At 70.3% G+C, this 24,892-nt stretch carries 25 protein-coding genes; 18 read left to right on the top strand and 7 right to left on the bottom strand.

Annotation, left to right across the window (positions count from 1 at the left end):
- Positions 1-30: 30 nt before the first annotated feature.
- The 13 genes from ACFRAC_RS26430 (at position 31) to ACFRAC_RS26370 (ending at position 12,163) form a co-directional block, all read left to right on the top strand.
- Positions 31-693, top strand: coding sequence for a protein-tyrosine-phosphatase (locus ACFRAC_RS26430; RefSeq protein WP_382930376.1), 663 nt, complete (start codon positions 31-33; stop codon positions 691-693).
- Positions 694-766: 73 nt separating this feature from the next.
- On the top strand, positions 767-2,005 hold the full coding sequence (gene glyA, locus ACFRAC_RS26425; RefSeq protein ID WP_382930371.1) for a serine hydroxymethyltransferase: 1,239 nt from the start codon (positions 767-769) through the stop codon (positions 2,003-2,005).
- Between the two features lie 139 nt (positions 2,006-2,144).
- Positions 2,145-3,446 carry an MraY family glycosyltransferase gene (locus ACFRAC_RS26420; protein ID WP_382930362.1) on the top strand — a complete coding sequence of 434 codons (1,302 nt, stop codon included), beginning with the start codon at positions 2,145-2,147 and terminating at the stop codon, positions 3,444-3,446.
- Positions 3,447-3,750: 304 nt separating this feature from the next.
- Positions 3,751-4,197, top strand: a complete 447-nt coding sequence (locus ACFRAC_RS26415; protein WP_382930356.1) for a hypothetical protein — start codon at positions 3,751-3,753, stop codon at positions 4,195-4,197.
- Positions 4,198-4,422: 225 nt separating this feature from the next.
- Positions 4,423-5,244, top strand: a complete 822-nt coding sequence (atpB, locus tag ACFRAC_RS26410) for a F0F1 ATP synthase subunit A (RefSeq protein ID WP_382930352.1) — start codon at positions 4,423-4,425, stop codon at positions 5,242-5,244.
- A 74-nt stretch (positions 5,245-5,318) separates the two neighbouring features.
- Positions 5,319-5,549, top strand: a complete 231-nt coding sequence (gene atpE, locus ACFRAC_RS26405; protein WP_024884520.1) for an ATP synthase F0 subunit C — start codon at positions 5,319-5,321, stop codon at positions 5,547-5,549.
- 42 nt (positions 5,550-5,591) lie between these two features.
- Complete coding sequence (locus ACFRAC_RS26400; protein ID WP_382930345.1) at positions 5,592-6,137, top strand: F0F1 ATP synthase subunit B; 546 nt, start codon at positions 5,592-5,594, stop codon at positions 6,135-6,137.
- Positions 6,134-6,949, top strand: coding sequence for a F0F1 ATP synthase subunit delta (locus ACFRAC_RS26395; RefSeq protein ID WP_382930338.1), 816 nt, complete (start codon positions 6,134-6,136; stop codon positions 6,947-6,949). The genes ACFRAC_RS26400 and ACFRAC_RS26395 overlap by 4 nt, the downstream gene beginning before the upstream one ends.
- A gap of 132 nt (positions 6,950-7,081) precedes the next feature.
- Positions 7,082-8,674, top strand: coding sequence for a F0F1 ATP synthase subunit alpha (gene atpA / locus ACFRAC_RS26390; protein WP_382930330.1), 1,593 nt, complete (start codon positions 7,082-7,084; stop codon positions 8,672-8,674).
- 21 nt (positions 8,675-8,695) lie between these two features.
- A complete protein-coding gene (locus ACFRAC_RS26385; RefSeq protein ID WP_382930324.1) occupies positions 8,696-9,613 on the top strand; it encodes a F0F1 ATP synthase subunit gamma in 918 nt (305 codons plus the stop codon).
- Entirely contained in the window at positions 9,613-11,049 is a 1,437-nt protein-coding gene (gene atpD, locus ACFRAC_RS26380; protein ID WP_382930317.1) for a F0F1 ATP synthase subunit beta, read from the top strand. The genes ACFRAC_RS26385 and atpD overlap by 1 nt, the downstream gene beginning before the upstream one ends.
- A gap of 129 nt (positions 11,050-11,178) precedes the next feature.
- The gene (locus tag ACFRAC_RS26375; RefSeq protein ID WP_382930310.1) at positions 11,179-11,553 is read left to right on the top strand and encodes a F0F1 ATP synthase subunit epsilon; all 375 of its coding nucleotides are present in this window, start codon (positions 11,179-11,181) and stop codon (positions 11,551-11,553) included.
- A 163-nt stretch (positions 11,554-11,716) separates the two neighbouring features.
- The gene (locus ACFRAC_RS26370; protein ID WP_382930303.1) at positions 11,717-12,163 is read left to right on the top strand and encodes a DUF2550 domain-containing protein; all 447 of its coding nucleotides are present in this window, start codon (positions 11,717-11,719) and stop codon (positions 12,161-12,163) included.
- A 248-nt stretch (positions 12,164-12,411) separates the two neighbouring features.
- Here ACFRAC_RS26370 and ACFRAC_RS26365 read toward each other — a convergent pair whose 3' ends face one another.
- The 3 genes from ACFRAC_RS26365 to ACFRAC_RS26355 form a co-directional block, all read right to left on the bottom strand.
- On the bottom strand, positions 12,412-14,238 hold the full coding sequence (locus ACFRAC_RS26365; RefSeq protein WP_382930297.1) for a glycosyl hydrolase family 18 protein: 1,827 nt from the start codon (positions 14,236-14,238) through the stop codon (positions 12,412-12,414).
- A gap of 145 nt (positions 14,239-14,383) precedes the next feature.
- The gene (locus tag ACFRAC_RS26360; protein WP_382930292.1) at positions 14,384-15,025 is read right to left on the bottom strand and encodes a response regulator; all 642 of its coding nucleotides are present in this window, start codon (positions 15,023-15,025) and stop codon (positions 14,384-14,386) included.
- Positions 15,022-16,209, bottom strand: a complete 1,188-nt coding sequence (locus ACFRAC_RS26355) for a sensor histidine kinase (protein WP_382930282.1) — start codon at positions 16,207-16,209, stop codon at positions 15,022-15,024. The genes ACFRAC_RS26360 and ACFRAC_RS26355 overlap by 4 nt, the downstream gene beginning before the upstream one ends.
- 152 nt (positions 16,210-16,361) lie before the next feature.
- Here ACFRAC_RS26355 and ACFRAC_RS26350 point away from each other — a divergent pair, with 152 nt between their 5' ends.
- Entirely contained in the window at positions 16,362-16,931 is a 570-nt protein-coding gene (locus ACFRAC_RS26350) for a hypothetical protein (RefSeq protein WP_382930275.1), read from the top strand.
- Between the two features lie 13 nt (positions 16,932-16,944).
- Here ACFRAC_RS26350 and ACFRAC_RS26345 read toward each other — a convergent pair whose 3' ends face one another.
- From ACFRAC_RS26345 to ACFRAC_RS26335, 3 genes are read right to left on the bottom strand one after another with little or no spacing between them, the layout of a single operon-like run.
- Complete coding sequence (locus tag ACFRAC_RS26345) at positions 16,945-17,517, bottom strand: cob(I)yrinic acid a,c-diamide adenosyltransferase (protein WP_382930269.1); 573 nt, start codon at positions 17,515-17,517, stop codon at positions 16,945-16,947.
- Between the two features lie 13 nt (positions 17,518-17,530).
- Complete coding sequence (locus tag ACFRAC_RS26340) at positions 17,531-18,280, bottom strand: ABC transporter permease (RefSeq protein WP_382930258.1); 750 nt, start codon at positions 18,278-18,280, stop codon at positions 17,531-17,533.
- Positions 18,281-18,288: 8 nt separating this feature from the next.
- On the bottom strand, positions 18,289-19,071 hold the full coding sequence (locus tag ACFRAC_RS26335; protein ID WP_382930252.1) for an ABC transporter ATP-binding protein: 783 nt from the start codon (positions 19,069-19,071) through the stop codon (positions 18,289-18,291).
- A 79-nt stretch (positions 19,072-19,150) separates the two neighbouring features.
- On the opposite strand from ACFRAC_RS26335, the gene ACFRAC_RS26330 reads away from it, so the two are divergent.
- From ACFRAC_RS26330 to ACFRAC_RS26315, 4 genes are all read left to right on the top strand, one after another.
- Positions 19,151-19,792 (top strand): TetR/AcrR family transcriptional regulator, encoded by a 642-nt coding sequence (locus tag ACFRAC_RS26330; RefSeq protein WP_382930247.1) that lies wholly within the window; start codon positions 19,151-19,153, stop codon positions 19,790-19,792.
- Between the two features lie 136 nt (positions 19,793-19,928).
- Positions 19,929-20,777 (top strand): 3-hydroxyacyl-CoA dehydrogenase family protein, encoded by an 849-nt coding sequence (locus ACFRAC_RS26325; protein ID WP_382930242.1) that lies wholly within the window; start codon positions 19,929-19,931, stop codon positions 20,775-20,777.
- Between the two features lie 207 nt (positions 20,778-20,984).
- Positions 20,985-21,308, top strand: a complete 324-nt coding sequence (locus ACFRAC_RS26320) for an STAS domain-containing protein (protein ID WP_055625190.1) — start codon at positions 20,985-20,987, stop codon at positions 21,306-21,308.
- A gap of 263 nt (positions 21,309-21,571) precedes the next feature.
- Positions 21,572-24,130 (top strand): ATP-binding protein, encoded by a 2,559-nt coding sequence (locus ACFRAC_RS26315; RefSeq protein ID WP_382930225.1) that lies wholly within the window; start codon positions 21,572-21,574, stop codon positions 24,128-24,130.
- Between the two features lie 67 nt (positions 24,131-24,197).
- Here ACFRAC_RS26315 and nucS read toward each other — a convergent pair whose 3' ends face one another.
- A complete protein-coding gene (nucS, locus tag ACFRAC_RS26310; protein WP_382930219.1) occupies positions 24,198-24,869 on the bottom strand; it encodes an endonuclease NucS in 672 nt (223 codons plus the stop codon).
- Between the last annotated feature and the right edge of the window lie 23 nt (positions 24,870-24,892).

The following is a 24,892-nucleotide window of genomic DNA, read 5'->3' as shown; positions in this document are numbered from 1 at the left end:
CTCGGCTGCGCTCGAGCAGGGGGGACCCCCATGCGTGGCATAGGCAACGGGGAAAGCGCGGCGGAGATCACGACGACCTTCGTGGGTCTCCCGCGCGACAGCTTCCGCATCCTCCACGTCAGCACCGGCAACGTGTGCCGCTCACCCATCACCGAGCGGCTGACCCGGCATCTCGTGCAGCAGCGGCTCGGTGTGCTGGGCCGCTCCCTCATCGTGGAGAGCGCCGGCACCTGGGGGCACGAGGGCGCGCCCATGGAGGCCAACGCCGAGACGGTCCTGGCCGACTTCGGCGCGGACGCCCAGGGCTTCACCGGCCGGGAGCTCCTCGACGAGCACGTCATCATGGCCGACCTGGTCCTGACGGCGACCCGCGACCACCGCGCCCAGGTCATCTCCATGGGCCACTCGGCGGGCCTGCGCACCTTCACGCTGAAGGAGTTCACCCGCCTGGTCCGCGCCATAGACCCGGCGACGCTGCCTCCGTTGGAGGAGGGTGTGGTGCGGCGGGCGCGTGCGTTGGTGCGTGCGGCGGCGGCTCTACGCGGGTGGCTTCTGGCGCCGACGGCGGAGGCGGACGAGGTGTACGACCCGTACGGTGCGCCGTTGCCGTTCTTCCGTTCGGTGGGCGAGGAGATACACGAGGCGCTGGATCCGGTGGTGACGGCGTTGACGGGGGTTCCCGCGAGGGCGTAACACCGCAGGGCGCCCCTGGTGCGCCGGGCCTACATTGGACTACGTCACCGTCGACGCACGTCCGGAGCCCACCATGTCGGTCACCCACACCCTCGAGGCCGATGTCCTGCGGCGGCAGGACCCCCAGGTCGCCGACATCCTGCGCGGCGAGCTCGACCGGCAGTCCACGACGCTCCAGCTGATCGCCGCGGAGAACTTCACGTCCCCGGCCGTGTTGGCGGCCCTCGGCTCGTCCCTGGCCAACAAGTACGCGGAGGGGTATCCGGGCAACCGGTACCACGGCGGGTGCGAGATGGCCGACGCGGCCGAGCGGCTCGCCGTGGAGCGCGCCAAGGCGCTCTTCGGCGCCGAGCACGCCAACGTGCAGCCCCACTCCGGGTCCTCCGCCGTGCTCGCCGCCTACGCGGCCCTGCTGCGGCCCGGCGACACCGTCCTCGCCCTCGGCCTGCCCTACGGCGGGCACCTCACGCACGGCTCGCCCGCCAACTTCTCCGGCCGCTGGTTCGACTTCGTCCCCTACGGCGTCGACGCGGAGACCGGGCTCATGGACCACGTCCAGGTGCGCACGCTCGCCCACACCCACCGGCCCAAGGCGATCGTGTGCGGCTCGATCGCCTACCCCCGCCACATCGACCACGCCTTCTTCCGCGAGGTCGCCGACGAGGTCGGGGCGTACCTCATCGCCGACGCCGCCCACCCCATCGGGCTGGTTGCCGGGCGAGCGGCGCCCAGCCCGGTGCCGTTCGCCGACATCGTGTGCGCCACCACCCACAAGGTGCTGCGCGGCCCGCGCGGCGGCATGCTCCTGTGCGGGGCCGACCTCGCCGAACGCGTCGACCGCGCGGTGTTCCCGTTCACCCAGGGCGGCGCCCAGATGCACACCGTCGCCGCCAAGGCCGTGGCGTTCGGGGAGGCCGCCACCCCGGCGTTCGCCGTGTACGCGCACCAGGTGGTCGCCAACGCGCGCACGCTCGCCGCCGGCCTGGCCGCGCAGGGGCTGGTCGTCACCACGGGCGGGACGGACACCCACCTCATCACCGCCGACCCCTCCCCGCTCGGCGTCGACGGCCGCACGGCACGCGCCCGGCTCGCGGCGGCCGGGGTGGTGCTGGACTGCTGCGCACTGCCGCACGGCGACGTCCGGGGCCTGCGGCTGGGTACGGCGGCCGTCACCACCCAGGGCATGGGTGAGAAGGAGATGACGCGGACGGCGGCGCTGATCGCGCGCGTGCTGAGCGGGGACGACGAACGTCACAGGGCCCGTGAGGAGGTCCGGGAGCTGACCGCCGGATTCCCGCCCTATCCGCGGTGAGGCGGGGTACCCGCACCGGCCACCCAGCCACACGTGCAACCATCGTCGTTACCCGGGAGTCCCCTCACATATGCGTCGCGTACGCGTCCATCGCTAGGGTGTGGGGCTGAGATGGCCGGCGAGATTTGTGGGGAAGCCCGTGCGTGAATACCTGCTGACGCTCTGTGTCACGGCCGCGGTGACGTATCTGCTGACAGGGCCGGTGCGGAAGTTCGCGATCGTGGCGGGGGCGATGCCGGAGATCAGGGCCCGTGACGTGCACCGGGAACCCACTCCGCGCCTCGGCGGGATCGCGATGTTCTTCGGCCTGTGCGCGGGCCTGCTGGTGGCGGACCACCTCACGAACCTCAGCGCGGTCTTCGAGAAGTCCAACGAACCGCGGGCGCTGCTCTCCGGAGCGGCACTGATCTGGCTGATCGGCGTCCTGGACGACAAGTTCGAGATCGACGCCCTGATCAAGCTGGGCGGCCAGGTGATCGCCGCGGGCGTGATGGTCATGCAGGGCCTGACCATCCTGTGGCTGCCCATCCCCAAGGTCGGCACGGTCGCGCTGACCCAGTGGCAGGGCACCCTGCTGACGGTCGCCCTGGTCGTCATCACCATCAACGCGGTCAACTTCGTCGACGGCCTCGACGGCCTCGCGGCCGGCATGGTGTGCATCGCGGCGGCGGCGTTCTTCATGTACGCCTACCGCATCTGGTACTCGTACGGCATCGAGGCGGCCGCCCCCGCGACGCTCTTCTCGGCCATCCTCATGGGCATGTGCCTGGGCTTCCTGCCGCACAACATGCACCCGGCGCGGATCTTCATGGGGGACTCCGGCTCGATGCTGATCGGGCTGGTCCTGGCGGCCGGCGCGATCTCGGTCACCGGCCAGGTCGACCCGGACAACCTGTTCGGGGGGTCCGAGCGCAGCGCGGTGCACCAGATGGTGCCCCTGTACATCCCGCTGCTGATGCCGCTCACCATCATCGCGATCCCGGCCGCCGACCTGATCCTGGCGATCGTGCGCCGCACCTGGCGCGGCCAGTCGCCGTTCGCCGCCGACCGCGGGCATCTGCACCACCGGCTGCTGGAGATCGGCCACTCCCACAGCCGCGCGGTGCTGATCATGTACTTCTGGTCGGCCCTGATCGCCTTCGGCGCGCTCGCCTACTCGGTCAACTCGGCGTCCATGTGGATCGTCCTCGGCGTGGTCTTCCTCAGCGCGATCGGCCTGGTCCTCCTGCTCCTTCCACGCTTCACCCCGCGCACCCCGCGCTGGGCGGAACACTTCGTACCGCCGCGCTACCGCCGAAGCCGGTCCGTCACCGCGGAGTCGACGGCGACCGCGCCGTCATCCGGCACGACCGAGGACGCCGAGCTCCGCACTCCGGTCGCCGCGGGGGCGCCCGGCGCCAACGGGGCGACCGCGCTCGGGGCCCGCTCACGGACCAGGTGAGAAGCGCCTCAAGGTAAGAATCTGACGAGAGCATTGCCAAGTCATGGGGGAGCGAAGCACCCCAATAGCAGACAAGTCACCCCGTGGACCGCACAGACGCGCGCCGTCACTCTCATGTGTGACAGTAGGCACACTCCTAGGTAAAGACCTCATCAAATAGTTTGTGATACGGTTCACGAGAACCCCCGGACAGAGCCGTAGGACCGCAGTGCGACGGTCCACCGGCGTGAGGTTCTCTCTCCACCCGGGACTACGCTCGTCCATGACGACACCCTGCCCCCACCGTGAAAGCGGAGTTGCCGCCATGCCGTCCAATGACGCCCGCACCCTGCTCCAGGCCGCTGTGCCCACAGCCGGCGCCGGCGCCGTAGCCGCCGTCGTCAGCGGTGTGGTCGCCGGTGGCAAGGGCGCGATCGGGGCCGTCGTCGCGACGCTGGTTGTGATCCTCTTCATGGGGATCGGCCTCTACATCCTGCAGCGCACTGCCAAGTCGCTTCCGCACCTGTTCCAGGCCATGGGGCTGATGCTCTACGCCGCGCAGATCCTGCTGCTCTTCATCTTCATGGCCGCGTTCAAGAACACGACGCTGTTCAACCCGCGGGCCTTCGCGATCACCCTGCTCGCGACCACACTCGTGTGGATCGCCGCGCAGACCCGGGCCCACATGAAGGCCAAAATCCTCTACGTGGAACCCGGTTCGGACGCCTCCTCCCAGGGCGGCAGGTCCGAAAAGACGGGGCATTCGTCGTGAGGGGTAGGGGCGGGATAAAGGCGCTCGAGAAGTCCTGCTATCGTCCGGTGCCAACTGCGGCATCGCGGGCGCGGGCATCTGAGCTGACGCCTGCTCAATCGCGAGGCGAGATGCCCCCCAGCCGCCCCCATATCCGTAACACCAGTCCCGTGCCGACCCGCGGCCTCGCGCCGCGCCGACACAACGAGGTTGCCGTACCTATGCGTCACGCTGAAGGAGCCCGCGGTGAGTGCTGACCCGACGCAGGTGCTCGCCTTCGAGACCGACTGCCACATCTTCGACGGCTGTGGCTTCCCGGCTCCCGGCCTGCACTCGTTCCTGTTCGAGCCTCTGTGGGGCGACGCGGACAGCAACGTCTACTTCAACAAGACGATGCTGCTCGCGCTGCTCGGCTCGATCGTCATCGTCGGCTTCTTCTGGGCCGCGTTCCGCAAGCCCCAGGTCGTTCCGGGCAAGCTGCAGATGGTCGCCGAGGCCGGGTACGACTTCATCCGGCGCGGTGTCGTCTACGAGACGATCGGCAAGAAGGAGGGCGAGAAGTACGTTCCTCTGATCGTCTCGCTGTTCTTCTTCGTCTGGATGATGAACCTCTGGTCGATCATCCCGGTCGCCCAGTTCCCGGTGACGGCGATCATCGCCTACCCGGCCGTGCTGGCGCTGATCGTCTACGTCCTGTGGGTCTCCCTGACCTTTAAGCGTCACGGATTCGTCGGGTTCTTCAAGAACGTCACGGGCTACGACAAGTCGCTCGGTGCAGTGCTTCCGCTCGCCATGCTCATCGAGTTCTTCTCGAACCTGCTGGTGCGCCCGTTCACGCACGCCGTCCGACTCTTCGCGAACATGTTCGCCGGCCACACCCTGCTGCTTCTCTTCACGATCGCCAGCTGGTACCTGCTGAACGGCATCGGGATCGCCTACGCCGGTGTCTCGTTCGTCATGACCATCGTGATGACGGCCTTCGAGCTCTTCATCCAGGCTCTGCAGGCGTACGTCTTCGTGCTCCTGACGTGCACCTACATCCAGGGCGCGCTCGCCGAGCACCACTGAGCCCCTCCTCCCCTCGACCTCAAGTCGTCCGGTGGCCAACCCCCACCGGTCCGTAAAGAAAAGGAAGAACTGGCATGTCCCAGACCCTTGCCGCTGTTTCCGGCTCGCTCGGCTCCATCGGTTACGGCCTCGCTGCCATCGGCCCCGGCGTCGGCGTCGGCATCATCTTCGGTAACGGCACCCAGGCGCTCGCCCGCCAGCCCGAAGCTGCCGGCCTGATCCGTGCCAACCAGATCCTCGGCTTCGCCTTCTGTGAGGCGCTCGCCCTGATCGGTCTGGTCATGCCGTTCGTCTACGGCAAGTGATCTGACGATCCACGACCAGCCGACCAGACGAAAGGCACTGACATGAGCCAACTGCTCATTGTGGCGGCCGAGGAGATGGAAAACCCCCTCGTCCCGCCGATCCCCGAGCTTGTCATCGGCCTGCTCGCCTTCGTCATCGTCTTCGGCTTCCTCGCCTGGAAGCTCCTCCCGAACATCAACAAGGTTCTGGAGCAGCGTCGCGAGGCCATCGAGGGCGGTATCGAAAAGGCCGAGGCCGCCCAGACCGAGGCCCACAGCGTCCTGGAGCAGTACAAGGCCCAGCTCGCCGAGGCCCGGCACGAGGCCGCGCGTCTGCGCCAGGAGGCGCAGGAGCAGGGCGCCACGCTCATCGCCGAGATGCGCGCGGAAGGCCAGCGGCAGCGCGAGGAGATCGTCGCCGCCGGTCACGCCCAGATCGAGGCCGACCGCAAGGCCGCCGCGTCCGCGCTGCGCCGTGACGTCGGCAAGCTCGCCACCGAACTGGCCGGCAAGCTCGTCGGCGAGTCCCTCGAGGACCACGCCCGGCAGAGCCGCGTCATCGACCGCTTCCTCGGCGAGCTCGAGGAGAAGGCCGAGGCCGGACGATGAACGGAGCGAGCCGCGAGGCCCTGGCAGCCGCACGTGAGCGACTCGACGCGCTGACGGACAACACGTCCGTCGACGCCGCACGGCTCGCCGACGAGCTGGCCGCCGTCACCGCGCTGCTCGACCGCGAGGTGTCGCTGCGTCGGGTCCTCACCGACCCGGCGCAGCCCGGCGAGGCCAAGGCCGACCTGGCCCGGCTTCTGCTCGGCAACCAGGTCAGCGGCGAGACCGCCGACCTGCTGGCCGGCATGGTGCGCTCGCGCTGGTCGCAGTCCCGCGACCTGGTGGACGCGCTCGAGGAGCTGGCGAACATCGCCGACCTCACGGCCGCCGAGAGGGCGGGCACGCTCGACGACGTCGAGGACGAGCTGTTCCGGTTCAGCCGGATCGTCTCCTCCAACACGGAGCTGCGTGCCGCGCTCACCGACCGCGCCGCCACCGCCGAGGCCAAGAGCGAGCTGCTGCGCAGCCTTCTCGGCGGCCGGGCCAAGGCGACCACCGTGCGTCTGGTGACGCGCCTCGTGACCGCGCCGCGTGGACGTAGCCTGGAGTCGGGACTGGAGTCCCTGTCCAAGCTCGCCGCCGACCGCCGGGAGCGCATGGTCGCCGTCGTCACCTCGGCGGTGCCGCTGAGCGAACGGCAGAAGCAGCGCCTGGGCGCCGCCCTCGCCAAGGTCTACGGCCGTCCGATGCACCTCAATCTCGACGTGGACCCCGCGGTCGTCGGTGGGATCCGGGTGCGGGTCGGCGACGAGATCATCAACGGCGCGATCGCGGACCGCATCGAGGACGCCGCCCGCCGCCTGGCGGGCTAGCAGCAACTCAATACGCAGTACGAACTTACGACGGCCCAGTTGGGTCGTACAGAGGATTCACCTCGTTCAGGGGGGAGTCCCCACCCCCCCAAAGTGAAACTTCGGGCCCAACAAGGAGAGCAGGGAACCCAGATGGCGGAGCTCACGATCCGGCCGGAGGAGATCCGGGACGCGCTGGAGAACTTTGTCCAGTCGTACAAGCCGGACGCGGCCTCGCGCGAGGAGGTCGGTACGGTCACCGTTGCCGGCGACGGCATCGCGAAGGTCGAGGGCCTGCCCTCGGCCATGGCCAACGAACTGCTGAAGTTCGAGGACGGCACCCTCGGCCTCGCGCTCAACCTGGAAGAGCGCGAGATCGGCGCCATCGTCCTCGGTGAGTTCAGCGGCATCGAGGAGGGTCAGCCGGTGCACCGCACCGGTGAGGTGCTCTCCGTGGCCGTCGGCGAGGGCTACCTCGGCCGTGTCGTCGACCCGCTCGGCAACCCGATCGACGGCCTCGGCGAGATCGAGACCAGCGGTCGTCGTGCCCTCGAGCTGCAGGCCCCCACGGTCATGCAGCGCAAGTCGGTGCACGAGCCGATGGAGACCGGCTACAAGGCCGTCGACGCGATGACCCCGATCGGCCGTGGCCAGCGTCAGCTGATCATCGGTGACCGTCAGACCGGCAAGACCGCCCTGGCCGTCGACACGATCATCAACCAGCGCGACAACTGGCGCTCGGGCGACGTGAACAAGCAGGTCCGCTGCATCTACGTCGCCATCGGCCAGAAGGGCTCGACCATCGCGTCGGTCCGCCGCGCGCTGGAGGAGAACGGCGCGCTGGAGTACACGACCATCGTCGCCGCCCCGGCGTCCGACCCGGCCGGCTTCAAGTACCTGGCGCCGTACACCGGTTCGGCCATCGGCCAGCAGTGGATGTACGAGGGCAAGCACGTCCTCATCGTCTTCGACGACCTCTCGAAGCAGGCCGACGCCTACCGCGCCGTGTCCCTGCTGCTGCGCCGCCCGCCGGGCCGTGAGGCCTACCCGGGTGACGTCTTCTACCTGCACTCCCGTCTGCTGGAGCGCTGTGCCAAGCTCTCCGACGACTTGGGTGCCGGCTCGATGACCGGTCTGCCGATCGTCGAGACCAAGGCCAACGACGTCTCGGCGTTCATCCCGACCAACGTCATCTCCATCACCGACGGCCAGTGCTTCCTGGAGTCGGACCTGTTCAACGCCGGTCAGCGCCCCGCGCTGAACGTCGGTATCTCCGTCTCCCGAGTCGGTGGTTCCGCGCAGCACAAGGCGATGAAGCAGGTCTCCGGCCGTCTGCGCGTGGACCTCGCCCAGTTCCGTGAGCTGGAGGCGTTCGCCGCCTTCGGTTCCGACCTGGACGCCGCGTCGAAGGCGCAGCTGGAGCGCGGCCAGCGCATGGTCGAGCTGCTGAAGCAGGCCCAGTACGAGCCCATGCCCACCGAGGACCAGGTCGTCTCCGTGTGGGCCGGCACCACCGGCAAGATGGACGACGTCCCGGTCGCCGACGTCCGGCGCTTCGAGAAGGAACTCCTCGAGTACCTGCACCGCAAGCACCAGGGCCTCATGACCTCCATCAAGGAGGGCGGCAAGATGTCGGACGACACCCTCACGGCGCTCGCCGACGCCATCGCGGAGTTCAAGAAGCAGTTCGAGACCTCGGACGGCAGGCTGCTCGGCGAGGACGCTCCGGCCGCTGCCGCCAAGTGACGTAAGGAAGGGACCTGACTCATGGGAGCTCAGCTCCGGGTCTACAAGCGTCGCATCCGATCCGTCACCGCGACCAAGAAGATCACGAAGGCGATGGAGATGATCGCCGCCTCGCGCGTCGTCAAGGCGCAGCGCAAGGTGGCGGCCTCCACGCCGTACGCGACCGAGCTCACCCGCGCGGTCACGGCGGTCGGCACCGGTTCGAACACCAGGCACCCGCTGACCACGCAGGCCGAGACGGTCACGCGGTCCGCGGTGCTGCTCCTCACGAGCGACCGCGGTCTCGCCGGCGCCTTCAACTCCAACGCCATCAAGGCCGCGGAGGAGCTCACCCAGCGCCTCGAGCGCGAGGGCAAGCAGGTCGAGTCGTACATCGTGGGCCGGCGCGGTGTGGCGCACTACAACTTCCGCGAGCGCAAGATCGCGGAGTCGTGGAGCGGCTTCACGGACGAGCCCACGTACGCGGACGCCAAGAAGGTCGCGGCCCCGCTGATCGAGGCCATCGAGAAGGACACGGCCGAGGGCGGCGTGGACGAACTCCACATCGTCTACACCGAGTTCGTCTCGATGATGACGCAGCAGGCGCTGGGCGCCCAGCTGCTGCCGCTGCGCCTCGACGAGGTCGCGCAGGAGGCTCCGTCCCAGGGCGAGATCCTTCCGCTGTTCGACTTCGAGCCCTCGGCGGAGGACGTCCTCGACGCCCTGCTGCCGCGGTACGTCGAGAGCCGGATCTACAACGCGCTGCTCCAGTCGGCCGCTTCCAAGCACGCCGCCACGCGGCGCGCGATGAAGTCGGCCACCGACAACGCGGGCGAGCTGATCAACACGCTCTCCCGTCTTGCCAACGCGGCCCGCCAGGCCGAAATCACCCAGGAAATCAGCGAGATCGTCGGTGGCGCCAGCGCCTTGGCCGACGCGACCGCGGGGAGTGACCGATAATGACCACCACTGTTGAGACCGCGACGGCTACGGGCCGCGTCGCCCGGGTCATCGGCCCGGTCGTCGACGTGGAGTTCCCCGTCGACGCGATGCCGGAGATCTACAACGCCCTTCACGTCGAGGTGGCCGACCCGGCCAACGCCGGCGAGAAGAAGATCCTGACCCTGGAGGTCGCCCAGCACCTGGGTGACGGCCTGGTCCGCACCATCTCCATGCAGCCCACCGACGGTCTGGTCCGCCAGGCCCCGGTCACCGACACCGGCGACGGCATCACCGTCCCGGTGGGCGAGTTCACCAAGGGCAAGGTGTTCAACACTCTCGGTGAGGTGCTGAACACCGACGAGAAGTACGACGGCGAGCGCTGGTCCATCCACCGCAAGGCCCCGAACTTCGCCGATCTCGAGTCGAAGACCGAGATGTTCGAGACCGGCGTCAAGGTCATCGACCTTCTCACCCCGTACGTCAAGGGTGGAAAGATCGGCCTGTTCGGCGGTGCCGGCGTCGGCAAGACGGTGCTCATCCAGGAGATGATCTACCGCGTCGCCAACAACCACGACGGTGTGTCGGTGTTCGCCGGTGTCGGTGAGCGCACCCGTGAGGGCAACGACCTCATCGGCGAGATGAGCGAGTCGGGCGTCATCGACAAGACCGCGCTGGTCTTCGGCCAGATGGACGAGCCCCCGGGCACCCGTCTGCGCGTGGCCCTCGCCGGTCTGACCATGGCGGAGTACTTCCGCGATGTGCAGAAGCAGGACGTGCTGTTCTTCATCGACAACATCTTCCGCTTCACGCAGGCCGGTTCCGAGGTGTCGACCCTGCTCGGCCGTATGCCCTCCGCGGTGGGCTACCAGCCGAACCTGGCCGACGAGATGGGTCTCCTCCAGGAGCGCATCACCTCGACCCGTGGTCACTCGATCACCTCGATGCAGGCGATCTACGTCCCCGCGGACGACCTGACCGACCCGGCCCCGGCCACCACGTTCGCCCACCTCGACGCGACGACGGTTCTGTCCCGTCCGATCTCCGAGAAGGGCATCTACCCGGCCGTGGACCCGCTGGACTCCACGTCCCGGATCCTGGACCCGCGCTACATCGCGCAGGACCACTACAACACCGCCATGCGGGTCAAGGGGATCCTCCAGAAGTACAAGGACCTCCAGGACATCATCGCGATCCTCGGTATCGACGAGCTCAGCGAGGAGGACAAGCTGGTCGTCCAGCGTGCCCGCCGCGTCGAGCGCTTCCTGTCCCAGAACACGCACGTCGCCAAGCAGTTCACCGGTGTGGACGGCTCGGACGTGCCCCTGGAGGAGACGATCACCGCGTTCAACGCGATCTGCGACGGTGAGTTCGACCACTTCCCGGAGCAGGCGTTCTTCATGTGCGGTGGTCTCGAGGACCTCAAGAAGAACGCGAAGGAGCTGGGCGTCTCCTGACGCATCGGTCTTCGTGAGCCATTGAGCTCGTGATGAGGGGGCGGGGCACGTCCCGCCCCCTCATTCATGCCTATTAGACTTGTAACCAACACCCGGCAGAACCGCCGGGTGGTGACCCGAGGAGCCATCTTGGCTGCTGAGCTGCACGTCGCGCTGGTCGCCGCCGACCGTGAGGTCTGGTCGGGCCAGGCCACCCTGGTCGTCGCGCGCACCACGTCCGGCGACATCGGCGTCATGCCCGGTCACCAGCCGCTGCTCGGTGTGCTGGAGTCGGGCCCGGTGACCATCCGTACGAGTGATGGTGGGACCGTCATCGCCGCGGTGCACGGCGGTTTCATCTCGTTCGCGGACGACAAGCTGTCGCTGCTGGCGGAGATCGCCGAACTGTCGGAGGAGATCGACGTCCAGCGCGCGGAGCGGGCGCTCGAGCGCGCGAAGTCGGACGACGACGCCTCCGCCGGGCGCCGCGCGGAGGTCCGCCTGCGGGCGGCGACGGCGCGCTGACCCCACGGGTCGCCCCCCGGGCCCTTTAGGCTCTGGGGGAGCGCTCGCGATTGACGTCACTCAGCCGCGGCTGGGACCGGAGCGATCCGGTGCCGGTCGCGGCTGAGGCAGATATGGATGTTTTTTACGTTCCGTTACCTAGGAGACGAGGAGGTCGGTGCCGATGGTCCTCGCTCTGACTGTGTGCGGAACCGTCGTCGCCCTTGTGGTGCTGGGGTTGTTCGTCTTCGGCCTGCGCCGCAGACTCATCCAGCGCTCGGGCGGCACCTTCGACTGTTCCCTGCGCTGGGACGTGCCGGAGAAACCGGACACGAACGGCAAGGGCTGGAGCTACGGCGTCGCCCGCTACAACGGCGACCGCATCGAGTGGTACCGCGTCTTCTCCTACGCCTACCGTCCGCGCCGCGTCCTGGAGCGCTCCGCCATCGAGGTGGTCGGCCGCCGCGTCCCCGACGGCGAGGAGGAGCTGGCGCTCCTCTCCGACGCCTTCATCCTCACGTGCCTGCACCGGGGCACCCGGCTCGAACTGGCCATGAGCGAGGACGCGCTGACCGGGTTCCTGGCGTGGCTGGAGGCGGCCCCGCCCGGCCAGCGCGTCAACGTCGCCTGAGGCCCGGCCCCCCCTGGACCACGCGCCGATCACGCCGTCGGACACACCGGCGGCTGCTGGGGTATCGGCGCGTTTCTGCTGCCCTGCTCGCGCCGGCCGGTCGGCCCGCTGAGTCTGCGCTTGATCGCCGCCCCCCGGATTACGGATTCCACTCGCCGGCTGAAGATACGCAGTGTTCCCGTGCGGGGAACGAAAAAGAGCCACGGACAGGCGCGTGACCTGTCCGTGGCGGGGTGCTGCCGTACGGGTTACTGCAGACCGCTGTTGATGGCACTCACCAGTTCGCCGTTGCCGGTGTCACCGCTGAACTCCCAGAAGAAGGCGCCGCCGAGGCCCTGATTCTTGGCCCAGCTCATCTTCCCGGCGATGGTCGACGGGGTGTCGTACGACCACCAGTTGTTTCCGCAGTAGGCGTAGGCGGTGCCGGCGATGGTGCCGGTGGCCGGGCAGGAGTTCTTCAGGACCTTGTAGTCCTCGATGCCCGCCTCGTAGGTGCCGGGGGCCGCGCCGGTCGCCGAGCCGCCGGGGGCGGCCTGGGTGACCCCGGTCCAGCCGCGGCCGTAGAAGCCGATGCCGAGCAGCAGCTTCTTGGACGGCACGCCCTTCGACTTGAGCTTGGCGATCGCGTCGGCCGAGTTGAAGCCGGCCTGCGGGATGCCGGCGTACGACGTCAGCGGCGAGTGCGGGGCCGTCGGGCCCTGCGCGTTGAAGGCGCCGAAGTAGTCGTACGTCATCACGTTGTACCAGTCGAGGTACTGCGAGGCGCCGCCGTAGTCGGCCGCGTCGATCTTGCCGCCGTTGGACCCGTCGGCGGTGATGGCCGCGGTGACCAGGTAGGTGGAGCCGAACTCGGCGCGCAGGGCCTGCATCAGCGTCCTGAAGGCCGCGGGGCCGGACGAGTCGCAGGTCAGACCGCAGGCGTTCGGGTACTCCCAGTCGATGTCGATGCCGTCGAAGACGTCGGCCCAGCGCGGGTCCTCCACGACGGCCTTGCAGGACTTGGCGAACGCGGCCGCGTTCTGCGCCGCCTGGCCGAAGCCGCCGGAGTAGGTCCAGCCGCCGAAGGAGTACAGCACCTTGATGTGCGGGTACTTCGCCTTCAGCTGGCGCAGCTGGTTGAAGTTGCCGCGCAGCGGCTGGTCCCAGGTGTCGGCCTGGCCGCTGACGGACTGGTCGGCGGTGTACGCCTTGTCGTAGGCGGCGTAGGTGTCGTCGACGGTGCACTGACCGTTCTTGACGTTGCCGAACGCGTAGTTGATGTGGGTGATCTTCGAGGCCGTGCCCGACGTCACCAGGTTCTTGACGTGGTAGTTGCGGCCGTAGACGCCCCACTCGGTGAAGTAGCCGAGCTTGACCTTGTCGCCGGTCGGCGGCTCGGTGGTGCCGCCGCCGGTGGTGCGCACCGCGCGGGCGCCGCCGGCAGGGCCGACCTGGTCGGCGGTGTCGCGGGCGCGGACGGTGTACGCGTAGTCGGTGCCGGCGCTCAGGCCGGTGTCCGTGTACGAGGTGGCCGTCACGGTGGCGACCTTGGCGCCGTCGCGCAGGACGTCGTAGTTCTTGACGCCCTTGTCGTCGGTGGCCGCGCTCCAGGACAGCTTCACCGAGGTGTTGGTGATGTCCGAGGCGGTGGGGGTGCCGGGGGCGCTGGGCGGATTGTCACCGGGGTTGGTGGTGCCGCCGTCGCAACTGCCGCCGTTGAGCTTACAGTTGGAGGGAGAGCCGGAGCCGGTGCCGTTGAAGCCGAAGCTGACGGAGGCGCCGGGGGCGAGGCTGCCGTTCCAGGACTTGTTCTTGGCGGTCCAGTGGGTGCCGGAGGAGGTGACGTCGGCGTCCCAGGCGGAGGTGACCGAGGTGCCGGAGGGGTAGTCCCACTCGACGGTCCACGAGCTGAGGGTCGTGGTGCCGGTGTTCTTCACCGTCCACTTGCCCTCGAATCCGGTGCCCCAGTCCTGGGGCTTGGAGTAGGTGGCGGTGGCGGATGCCGCGGCCTCGGCGGGGCTCGCGAGGCCGACCAGACCGGCCAGCGGGAGCAACAGCGTCGCGAATCCTGCCGCGGCTCTGTGTCTGAAGCGCATGTCGCGCCTCCTTGGGGGAGTCCTGGGGCGTGACTGAGCCTCACGCCCACTCATGGTGCGGTGAGAATAGAAAGGTCTGGACCACAGGTCAATAGGTCTGGACCACTTGACGTTTCACGCCGGATGAGCGTCCCCCGCCCGCGGTCTAGATACCCAACTCCTGCGCCAGCACGGCCGCTTGGACCCGGCTGCGTAGTTCCAGCTTCCCCAGCAGACGGCTGACGTGCGTCTTCGCCGTCGCCTCGGCCATGTCCAGCCGGGCCGCGATCTCGGCGTTGGACAGTCCCTCGCCGAGACAGGACAGCACCTCGCGCTCGCGCCGGGTGAGCGCGTCCAGCACGGACGGATCGGCCGCCGTCTCCCGCACCGGCTTCGCCGCGAACTCGGCGATCAGGCGCCGGGTGACCGCCGGTGCGATCAGCCCCTCGCCCCGCGCCAGCGTGCGCACCGCGTCGATCAGGTCCTTCGCCTCGGTGTTCTTCAGCAGGAACCCGGACGCCCCCGCGCGCAGCGCCCCGAAGACGTACTCGTCCAGGTCGAAGGTGGTCAGCACCAGCACGTCGGCGAGCCGTTCGGCGACCACCCGCCGGGTGGCCGACACCCCGTCCAGACGCGGCATCTGAATGTCCATCAGTATCAGGTCGGGGCGCAGCTCCCGGGCCAGAGAAACCGCCTGCTCGCCGTCCGCAGCCTCGCCGACGACCTCGATGTCGGGCGCGCTGCGCAGGATGAGGACGAGGCCGGCGCGGACCGCGGACTGGTCGTCGGCGACCAGGACACGGATCATGCGGAGTCTCCTTCGGTCAGCGGAAGCAGGGCGCGTACGGCCCAGAGCGTGCCGTCCGCGGAACGCGGGTCACGGGTGGGGCCCGCCTCGAACGTGCCGCCGAGCAGTGCGACCCGCTCCCGCATGCCGACCAGACCGGCGCCCGAGCCGGGCGCGCGCGGCCCCGCTCGGCCGCCGAACGGGCTGGTCACGGTGACGGCCAGACAGCCGTCCCGGCGGGCGAGCGTGACCGCGACCCGGCCGGGCGCCGCGTGCTTGAGGGCGTTGGTCAGCGACTCCTGGACGATCCGGTAGGCGGCCAGCTCGACCGGGGCGGGGACCGTCCCCGGGTCGGCGTCGAGGTGGACGTCCAGGCCGTTGGCGCGGGCGCTGCCGGTCAGGGCGTCGAGGCTGTCCAGCGTCGGCGCGGCCGCCGGTGCCGCGTCGTCGCCCGCGTCGCGCAGGATGCCGATGAGCCGGCGCATCTCGGCGAGCCCCGCCACGCTGTTCTCCCGGATCACGGACAGGGCGTCCCGGGACGTCGCCGGGTCGTCGAGGGAGAGCGCGGCGGTGGAGTGGATGGCGATGGCGGAGAGGTGGTTGGCCACCAGGTCGTGCAGCTCGCGGGCCATGCGGGCGCGCTCCGACGACACGGCCTGGGCGCGGTCCATCTCGGCCAGCAGCGCCGTCTGCTCGGCGCGCAGCCGGGCCGCCTCGGCGGCGTCGCGGTGGTTGCGCACGATCCAGCCGGTGGCGGCGGGGCCGTACGCCACGACCCCGATGACCACCCCGATGAGCAGCGCCTCCGGCACCCGCCAGGCCGCGTACGGGACGAGCGTCCCGGCCACCGTGAGCAGACCGGTGATCCACTGGATGCGCCGGGCCGAGGCGAGCGGGCCGTACACCACGGCCGCGTAGACGATGTCGGTGAACATCAGGACGGTGGCCAGGTTGCCCTGGGTCACGACGTCCGCGCAGATCGCGGGTGTGCCGATCAGCAGGGCCGTACGGGGGGCGGCCCGGCGCAGCAGCTCGCAGCCGGCCATCACGGTGAGCGGCACCAGGACCGGCCAGGGCCCGTCGAAGAGCGTGACGGGGTCCTCGGGGGTCCGTGTGCCCAGGCCGATGCCCACCAGCAGCAGACCCCCGAGCAGCCCGGCGACGGCGACGTACACGTCGAAGCGGTGCGGGCGGGGGAGGGTCATGCGTCCATCCAACACGCTGCCCCCGGCGGACGCGTGATGCCGCAGGCGGGTCCCGGACTGCATCTTTCGATGTACGGCGGTTTCGTCACCGCTGACGACGGAAGCGGCCGCGTCCGGCGGGAGCCTGGAAGGGTGAGCGAAGGGAGCCCGTTGTGATCGTCGCCCTCATCGTCGCCTGCGAGGTCGGCTTCTGGGTGCTGCTGGCCCTGGGGCTGGCCGTGCGGTACCTGCTGAAGTGGCGCAGGACCAGTGTGGTCCTGCTGCTGTGCGAGCCGGTGCTGGAGCTGGTCCTGTTCGCCGCCACGGCGGTCGACCTGAAGAACGGCGCCGAGCCCGGCTGGGAGCACGGCCTGGCGGCGCTCTACATCGGCTACACGGTGGCCTACGGCCACTACACGATCCGCTGGCTGGACGGCCATGCCGCGCACCGCCTGGCCGGGGCGCCCCGCCCCCCGCGCCCGCCGCGGTACGGCATGGCGCGGGCCCGCCACGAGGGTGCCCTGTGGCTGCGGACGCTCCTCGGGGCGGCGGTCGCGCTGGCCCTGCTCCAGGCCGCGATCCGGTACGTCGGGGACGGCGACACCTCGTCCCTGCGGTCCTTCCAGGCCGTGGCGTTGCGGGCCGCCGGCATCCACGGGCTGATCGCCCTGACCTACCTGCTGTGGCCGAAGAGGCCCGAGAAGGAGTCCGACCGCGAACCGGAACGGGAGCCCGTGGGGTGACCGCGCGGCCCGGTCAGCGCTCCCCGCCCGGCACCCACAGCACGTCCCCGACCTCCTTGTTCGCCGTCCTGGCGAGGATGAACAGGAGGTCGGAGAGACGGTTGAGGTAGGTCGCGGTGAGCGGGTTCATCGTCGCGCCGTGGACGTCCAGCGCGGCCCAGGTCGAGCGCTCCGCGCGCCGGACGACCGTGCACGCCTGGTGCAGCAGGGCCGCGCCGGGGGTGCCGCCCGGCAGGATGAAGGACCGCAGTTTCTCCAGCCGCTCGTTGAAGCGGTCGCACTCCGCCTCCAGCCGGTCGATGTAGAACTGCTCCACCCGCAGCGGCGGGTACGCGGGGTTCTCCACCACCGGCGTCGACAGGTCGGCGCCGACGTCGAACAGGTCGTTCTGCACACGGGTGAGGACCTCGACGACCTCCTCGTCCAGCCCGCCGAGGGCGATGGCGGTGCCGAGGACGGCGTTCGCCTCGTTGGCGTCGGCGTACGCCGAGATCCGCAGATCGGTCTTGGCGACCCGGCTCATGTCGCCGAGGGCGGTGGTGCCCTGGTCGCCGGTCCTGGTGTAGATGCGCGTCAGATTGACCATGTGACCAGCCTAGTTACGCTCCGGCACCGCGGACCACGCGTGTGCCCACTGTCACGGCGAGCGCGGCGAACAGGACGGCCACCACCGCGCCGTACAGCATGTGCTGCGTGGCGTACGCGCCGACGTAGGCGTCCCGTACCGCGTCCACCAGATAGCGGAAGGGGACGAAGTGGGACAGGACGTCCAGCCAGCGGGGCCCGAGCGTCATCGGCAGCATCAGTCCGGACAGCAGCATCATCGGCATCGTCAGGGCGTTGACCGCCGGGCCGAACTCCTGCGGGGTGCGGACCTTCAGAGCGAGGGCGTACGACAGGGAGGCCAGCGACACCGTCAGCAGGCCCACGAAGGCGAACCCGATCAGCACGCCGGGCAGCGGGGCCCGCAGCCCCATCACGAGCGCCGCCAGCACCAGCAGTACCGCCTGGAAGACGAACACCGTGGCCTCCCGCAGCACCCGGCCGAGCAGCAGGGCGAGCCGGCTGACGGGCGTCACCCGCATCCGGTCGACGACGCCCTGGCTCTGTTCGATGATGACCGCGAAGCCGGCGAAGGACGCCCCGAACAGGCCGAGTTGCAGCAGCAGTCCCGGCACCAGCACCTGCCAGGAGGACCCCTTCGCGCCGAGCGGGAGGTCCGTGAGCAGCGGGCCGAAGAACAGCAGATACAGCAGCGGCATGAGCACGCCGAAGAGCAGCGCGAACCGGGAGCGCAGGGACTGGCGGAGGTAGCGGCCGTAGATGAGGGCCGTGTCCTGGATCAGCATGAGGGGTCCTATACGGCGACGGGGGCTGCGTCGGCCGCGGCCGGGCCGCGGCCGGTGACGGCGAGGAAGGTGTCCTGGAGGGTCGCGTCGATCGAGCCGCCGTGGCGCAGCTTCAGCGCACTCGGCGTGCCCTCCGCGACGACGGTGCCGCCGTCGACGATCACCAGGCGGTCGGCGAGGGCGTCGGCCTCGTCCAGGTAGTGGGTGGTGAGGAAGACGGTGGTGCCCTGCTCGTCGCGCAGGCGCCGCACCAGGTCCCACAGGTCGGCACGGCTGCCGGGGTCGAGGCCGGTCGTCGGCTCGTCGAGGAAGAGCACCTTCGGGCGGTGGGTGAGCGCCATCGCGATGTCCAGGCGCCTGCGCTGGCCCCCGGAGAGGGCGCCGGCCTTGCGGTCGAGCAGCCCGGTCAGGCCGAGGTCGTGGGCCAGTTCCGCGGCGCGTTCGACGGCCCGCGCCTTCGGCAGGCGGTACAGCCGGCCCTGGGTCACCAGCTCCTCCCGCACGGTGATCTGCGGGTCCACCCCGCCCGACTGGGCCACGTAGCCACTCGCGCGGCGCACCCCGGCGGGGTCGGTCGCGAGGTCGTGGCCCGCCACGGTGGCCGCGCCGCCGGTGGGCGCCAGCAGGGTCGTCAGCATCCGCAGGGTCGTCGTCTTGCCGGCGCCGTTCGGGCCGAGGAAGCCGAGGATCTCGCCCTCCTGGACGGTCAGGTCGACGGAGCGCACGGCCTCCACGGGGCCGCGCTTGGTCTGGAAGGTACGGGCCAGTCCGGCCGCACTGATGACAGGCATGCGCACAGAAAAACAGAGTCACTGAAATTTTGCAATGTCACCAAAATTCAAGAGAGTCCATCGAAGTTAGGATGGGGGCATGACGGAAGGGCTCAGGGAGCGCAAGAAGCGCGAGACGCGGCAGCGGATCTCGGACATCGCCACCGGGCTGTTCCTGGAGCACGGCTTCGTGACCGTGACCGTCGCGGAGGTGGCGGAGGCCGCGGACGTCTCCGTGAACACCGTCTACAACTACTTCCCGGCCAAGGAGGACCTGTTCTTCGACCGCTCCTCCGGGGTCGTCGACCAGCTGTCCCGCTGGGTGCGGGCGCGGCCGGAGGGGGAGTCGGCCGCCCGCGCCGTGCTGCGCGAGCTGCGCGCCGAGGTCGAGGCGGTCTCGCCCCGCGTCGGGCTCATGGAGGGCTACGACCGCTTCATGCGCTGCATCCAGGAGGCACCGCCGCTGCGCTCCCGGCTCTGGAGCCTCCAGCAGGAGGTCCACGACGACCTGGAGGCGACCCTGCGCGAGGAGACCGGCGCCGCCGCCGGCGACCCGCTGCCGGGGCTGATCGCCGGTCAGCTCGCATGGATCCGCCAGACCGTCTTCGAGGCCGTCGGCCGGGAGATGGTCAAGGGGCGCAAACCGGGCGAAGTGTCCCGTGAGACGCTGGCGCTTCTCGACGACGTCGAGGAGCTGTTGAGCGAGAAGGTGCTCAACTACGCCGTGCGGAGCGCGCAATGAGCCGTGCCGGTGTGATGTCCGTCAGATGAGACGTGACTCGCGTTACTAACCGGTCACACACTGCCTCACTGCCGCTAAGGTCCGCCGAAGAGCAACCTCAACAGGGTGTTAGGCGTTTCTAAGGGGAGTCGCAACAGTGGCACGGAAGCTTGCCGTCATCGGCGCCGGCTTGATGGGTTCCGGGATCGCCCAGGTCTCCGCGCAGGCGGGCTGGGACGTCGTCCTGCGAGACGTCACGGACGAGGCGCTCAAGCGCGGCACGGACGGCATCAAGGCCTCGTACGGCAAGTTCGTGAGCAAGGGCAGGATGGAGGCGCACGACGCCGACGCCGCCCTGGCCCGGATCACCGCGACCACCGACCTGGACGCCGCCGCCGACGCGGACGTCGTCGTCGAGGCGGTCTTCGAGAAGCTCGAGGTCAAGCACGAGATCTTCCGCGCGCTGGACAAGATCGTCCGCCCGGACGCGGTGCTCGCCTCCAACACCTCCGCCATCCCGATCACCAAGATCGCGGCGGCCACCGAGCACCCCGAGCGGGTCGTCGGCGTGCACTTCTTCTCGCCGGTGCCGATGATGCAGCTCGTCGAGCTGGTGCGCGGCTACAAGACCAGCGACGAAACCCTCGCCTCCGCCCGTGAGTTCGCCGAGTCCGTCGGCAAGACCTGCATCGTCGTCAACCGGGACGTCGCCGGCTTCGTCACCACCCGGCTGATCTCGGCGCTCGTCGTCGAGGCGGCCAAGCTGTACGAGTCGGGCGTCGCCACCGCCGAGGACATCGACCTGGCCTGCAAGCTGGGCTTCGGCCACGCCATGGGCCCCCTCGCCACGGCCGACCTCACCGGCGTCGACATCCTGCTGCACGCCACCAGCAACATCTACACCGAGTCCCAGGACGAGAAGTTCGCGCCGCCGGAGCTGATGCGCCGGATGGTGGACGCGGGTGACATCGGCCGCAAGAGCGGGCAAGGCTTTTACAGCTACTGAGGTCTCGTACACCACCGCACAGCCCCCGTACGAGTCACGCGATGGGGTGAATTCGGTATCGGTTCGCCTACAGACGGCAACCTCTGGCCGCTGAACACAGTCAGAGGTTGCATCACCGGCCATCGCGAAGACTCGTAGCAAAGACAGATCCACGCACGTACGCAGACCACACACCGCGGAGCACGAACGCACGCTTAGGGGAGCGCTATGCACATCAGGGGCGACCACGCCGAGCTGGTCGTCGGGGGCCGCCTCGACGTCCGCAGCGCGGCGGACGCCCGTACGGTCCTGCACTCGGCCGTCGACGACGGAGTCGGCGATCTGGTGCTCGACCTGTCCGAGCTGGACTCCTGGGACGCCACCGGACTCGGGGTGATCATGGGGGCCCACCGGCGGGCCGGCCGCTGCGGCCGGCGCCTGGTGCTGCGCGGCGTGCCGCTGCAGATGCAGCGCCTGCTGGTGGCCACCCGGCTGCACCGGATCCTGGCGATCGAGGGCGGCATCGGGGTGGAGTCCCTGCCCCGCGTGTGACCCCCCGGCACGGGTGGGGCGGGACAGTCGGGCGTTCCGTCTGCGAAGCGCACACCGCGCACAATCCTCACGAGACTGTGATGTCTCGGACGGCGCGGGACCCCGGGCTGTCGTAGATACTGTGCGAAGGTTTAGGGTTCGGCTGCCCGCTGGCTAGACGTTTCCCTTCGAGCGGGCCCGGACCAGAAGCGACAGCGCGGTGTGCAGCAAGGCCGGGAGGGGCTTGGCATACGCACACGACGCTTTTGGGGGGCTTGGAACCTATGGACCCGAACACCCGGGGACCCGAGGGGTACGGCCATGACGCCGACGACGAGTCGTCGCGTCCGCGGCCGCCCAGGGATCCCCTGACATCCGACTTCGGACAGCACGCGCCGACGCTCGCCCGCACCGTGCAACTGGTCTCGGGCGACCTCCTGCTCACCGTCAACCCGGTCGACGGCAGCGAGATAGAACCCTGCCCGCCCGCCGAGCGGCCGTCCCGTCCCGAGAAACTCTCCGCGGCCGACCGCGCCGAGGCCGACCGGGCCGCGCGGCCGCCCGTGCCGCCCGGGCCGACGCGCCCCGCCCCGCCCCTGCTGGCCCGCCAGGACGAACGCGAGCAACTGGTCCGGCTGCTCGCGCGCGGCCGCTCCGTACGCCTGGTCGGCCCCCGAGGCGCCGGCCGCACCAGCCTCCTCGACCTCGTCGCCGACGACTGCGCGGACCTCGCGCCCGACGGGGTGGTCCGGCTCACCGGCTTCCGCCGCACCCCGGACGATCTCCTGCACGACCTCTTCCGCGCCGTTCACGACGCCCCGCTGCACCGTCCGGAACAGGACGAACTGCTCGCGTGCGTACGGGACATCGGAGCGGTCGTCGTCCTCGACGACATCGAGTTCGGCGGCACCGCCCTCGACCAGCTCCTCGACGCGACCCCCGAGTGCGCCTTCCTGATCGGCGCCACGCCCGACGTGCCCGCCCCGTCCGCCGAGTCCGACGTCGAGGAGGTCGCGCTCGGCGGCCTGGACCGCGCCGCCGGCATGGAGCTGCTGGAGCACGTGGTCGGCCGGGACCTCACCGAGGACGAGCGGAACTGGGCGGGTGACCTCTGGTTCGAGTCGGAGGGCCTGCCGCTGCGGTTCGTCCAGGCGGGGGCGCTGCTGCGGCAGCGCGACCGGCTGCGGGCCGAGGCCGAGGCGGTCGACGAGTACGGCGTCTTCGAGGACGCCCCGCCCGCCGACGCCGTCGACACCGAGAGCGTCCGCGACCGCGAGGAGGTGCCGCTGCCGTCCCTGGGGGAGGCCGCCGCGCCGGCCCGGCTGCTCGCCTCACGGCTCAGCCCCTCCGCCCGGGCCGCCCTGCGGTTCGCCGTCGCGCTGGGCGGCGAGATGCCGCACCAGGCCCATCTGCCCGCCCTGGTCGGCGACACGCACGCGGACGCCGCCCTGGGCGAACTGACCGGCTGCGGGCTCGTCTCGCCGATCGGCACCCGCTACCGGCTCGCCGCCGGGGTGCAGATCCAGCTGGAGGCCGCCGGCTACGCCGACGACGTCGAGGAGACCGCCCTCAGCGCCGCCCGGCACTACACCTGGTGGGCCGGCCACCCCTCGGTCACCCCGGAGCGCGTCAGCGCCGAGGCGGACGCCGTGCTCGCCGCACTGGGCGTGCTCGTGGCCTCCCCGGCCCCGGCCGCCGACTCCTCCGGCACCGAGGAGGACGCGACCGACCCCGCCGTCGAGCTGGCCCGCGCGGCGGCGCCCGCGTTCGCGGCCGGTCTGCACTGGAGCGCCTGGGAGCGCGCGCTGCGCGCGGGCGCCGAGGCGGCCCGGGCGGCCGGTGACGTCACCGAACAGGCCTACTTCCACCACGAGTTGGGCGTCCTCGCGCTGTGCGACGGCCGGCTGGACCGGGCCCGCACCGAGCTGGAGACCGCGATCGGCCTGCGCGGCGCCCTCGCCGACAAGCGCGGCACGGTCGCGGGCCGCCGCGCGCTCGCCCTGGTCGCCGACCGCAGCGGCACCGCGCCGGGACTCGTCTCCCTCACCGCGACGGCCGGCGAGGAGGTCCCGGACGCCCGGTACGAGGAGTCCCAGTCGCCGCCCGGGGGAGTGCCCGCCCCCTTCCCGCCGGTCCTCGACACCTCGACGCTCGTCACCCACCAGGCGTCCGCGCCCGCCTCCCCGGTGCCCACCCACAAGGGCCGGGGCAGTATCCGCGGCTTCGCCCGGCGCAACCTCGTCGCGGCCGGCGCGGGCGCGGTCCTGGTGGCCGTGCTCGGCACGGTCGTGACACTCGGCGCGACCTCCGACGGCGACCCCGGGAGCCCGTCCACGCGGGTCGGCGTCAACCCGTCCGCGAGCCAGGGTGCCGGCGACGACAGTCTCGGCGCGGACGAGGCGGCGGGCGCCGACGGCAAGGACTCCGGCGACACCGGGTCGGCGACCAGCCGGCCGACGGACCCCGGTCCCGACGGCACACTCGGCACCTCGGACGACCCGACACCCACCACCTCGGCGAAGCCGTCGGACGACCCGAGCGGCACCCACAAGCCGGGCGGTGGCTCCTCGGACGGGACGACGAAGCCGCCGTCGACCACCAGGCCGCCGTCGTCGACGAAGCCGCCGACGACCAAGCCCCCGACGTCCACCAGGCCGCCCACCTCGGAGCCGCCCACCAGCGAGCCCCCGACGTCCGAGCCGCCCACCAGTGAGCCGCCTCCGTCCGAGCCGCAGTCCTCGGACTCGGCGAGCGGACCGGCGTCCAGCGCGCCCGCGAGCGGTCCCGCGAGCGCGTCGCAGTCCGGTGGCACCGGGCCGACCGGCACCGACACCGTCATCTGACGGTCCGATCAGCACAAAAGGGCCGGTTCCGTCGAGCGGAGCCGGCCCTGTGCTGTCGTGCGGTGCGTCAGAACAGCCGCAGTTTGTCGTCCTCGATGCCGCGCAGCGCGTCGTAGTCCAGCACCTGGCAGCCGATCCCGCGGTCCGTCGCGAGGACCCGGGCCTGCGGCTTGATCTCCTGGGCGGCGAAGATGCCGCGCACCGGGGCGAGATGGGGATCGCGGTTCAGCAGCTCCAGATAGCGCGTCAACTGCTCCACGCCGTCGATCTCGCCGCGCCGCTTGATCTCGACCGCGACCGTGCGACCCTCGGCGTCCCGGCACAGGATGTCCACCGGGCCGATGGCCGTCATGTACTCGCGCCGGATCAGTGTGTAGCCCTCGCCGAGCGTCTCGATGCGGTCCGCGAGCAGTTCCTGGAGGTGCGCTTCCACGCCGTCTTTGATCAGACCGGGGTCCACGCCCAGTTCGTGCGAGGAGTCGTGGAGGATCTCCTCCATCGTGATGATCAGCTTCTCGCCCGCTTTGTTGATGACCGTCCAGACGTCCTTCTGCTCGCCGTCGCCCTCCTTCAGCGTGCAGGGCGGCGACATCCAGTTCAGGGGTTTGTAGGCCCGGTCGTCCGCGTGGATCGAGACGCTGCCGTCCGCCTTGACCAGGATCAGACGGGGCGCCGGGGGCAGGTGGGCGGTGAGCCGGCCCGCGTAGTCGACGGAGCATCGGGCAATGACGAGACGCATGGTCCGCAACGCTACTCGACGGG

The sequence above is a fragment of the Streptomyces sp. NPDC056628 genome (assembly GCF_042792555.1).
In the GTDB taxonomy this organism is placed as follows: Bacteria; Actinomycetota; Actinomycetes; order Streptomycetales; family Streptomycetaceae; genus Streptomyces.
Note: the sequence above shows the minus strand (reverse complement) of the source record. Positions and strands in the feature narration are given on the sequence as shown.

Bases quoted from the DNA above. Each gene is read 5' to 3' on its own strand.
- ACFRAC_RS26345 (WP_382930269.1), bottom strand. From the start codon at position 17,517: ATGGTCAATCTGACGCGCATCTACACCAGGACCGGCGACCAGGGCACC.
- ACFRAC_RS26340 (WP_382930258.1), bottom strand. From the start codon at position 18,280: ATGCTGATCCAGGACACGGCCCTCATCTACGGCCGCTACCTCCGCCAG.
- ACFRAC_RS26330 (WP_382930247.1), top strand. From the start codon at position 19,151: ATGACGGAAGGGCTCAGGGAGCGCAAGAAGCGCGAGACGCGGCAGCGG.
- ACFRAC_RS26355 (WP_382930282.1), bottom strand. From the start codon at position 16,209: ATGACCCTCCCCCGCCCGCACCGCTTCGACGTGTACGTCGCCGTCGCC.
- ACFRAC_RS26395 (WP_382930338.1), top strand. From the start codon at position 6,134: ATGAACGGAGCGAGCCGCGAGGCCCTGGCAGCCGCACGTGAGCGACTC.
- atpA (WP_382930330.1), top strand. From the start codon at position 7,082: ATGGCGGAGCTCACGATCCGGCCGGAGGAGATCCGGGACGCGCTGGAG.
- ACFRAC_RS26335 (WP_382930252.1), bottom strand. From the start codon at position 19,071: ATGCCTGTCATCAGTGCGGCCGGACTGGCCCGTACCTTCCAGACCAAG.
- ACFRAC_RS26370 (WP_382930303.1), top strand. From the start codon at position 11,717: ATGGTCCTCGCTCTGACTGTGTGCGGAACCGTCGTCGCCCTTGTGGTG.
- ACFRAC_RS26385 (WP_382930324.1), top strand. From the start codon at position 8,696: ATGGGAGCTCAGCTCCGGGTCTACAAGCGTCGCATCCGATCCGTCACC.
- glyA (WP_382930371.1), top strand. From the start codon at position 767: ATGTCGGTCACCCACACCCTCGAGGCCGATGTCCTGCGGCGGCAGGAC.
- ACFRAC_RS26320 (WP_055625190.1), top strand. From the start codon at position 20,985: ATGCACATCAGGGGCGACCACGCCGAGCTGGTCGTCGGGGGCCGCCTC.
- nucS (WP_382930219.1), bottom strand. From the start codon at position 24,869: ATGCGTCTCGTCATTGCCCGATGCTCCGTCGACTACGCGGGCCGGCTC.
- ACFRAC_RS26430 (WP_382930376.1), top strand. From the start codon at position 31: ATGCGTGGCATAGGCAACGGGGAAAGCGCGGCGGAGATCACGACGACC.
- ACFRAC_RS26365 (WP_382930297.1), bottom strand. From the start codon at position 14,238: ATGCGCTTCAGACACAGAGCCGCGGCAGGATTCGCGACGCTGTTGCTC.
- ACFRAC_RS26315 (WP_382930225.1), top strand. From the start codon at position 21,572: ATGGACCCGAACACCCGGGGACCCGAGGGGTACGGCCATGACGCCGAC.
- ACFRAC_RS26360 (WP_382930292.1), bottom strand. From the start codon at position 15,025: ATGATCCGTGTCCTGGTCGCCGACGACCAGTCCGCGGTCCGCGCCGGC.
- ACFRAC_RS26400 (WP_382930345.1), top strand. From the start codon at position 5,592: ATGAGCCAACTGCTCATTGTGGCGGCCGAGGAGATGGAAAACCCCCTC.
- atpE (WP_024884520.1), top strand. From the start codon at position 5,319: ATGTCCCAGACCCTTGCCGCTGTTTCCGGCTCGCTCGGCTCCATCGGT.
- atpD (WP_382930317.1), top strand. From the start codon at position 9,613: ATGACCACCACTGTTGAGACCGCGACGGCTACGGGCCGCGTCGCCCGG.
- ACFRAC_RS26415 (WP_382930356.1), top strand. From the start codon at position 3,751: ATGCCGTCCAATGACGCCCGCACCCTGCTCCAGGCCGCTGTGCCCACA.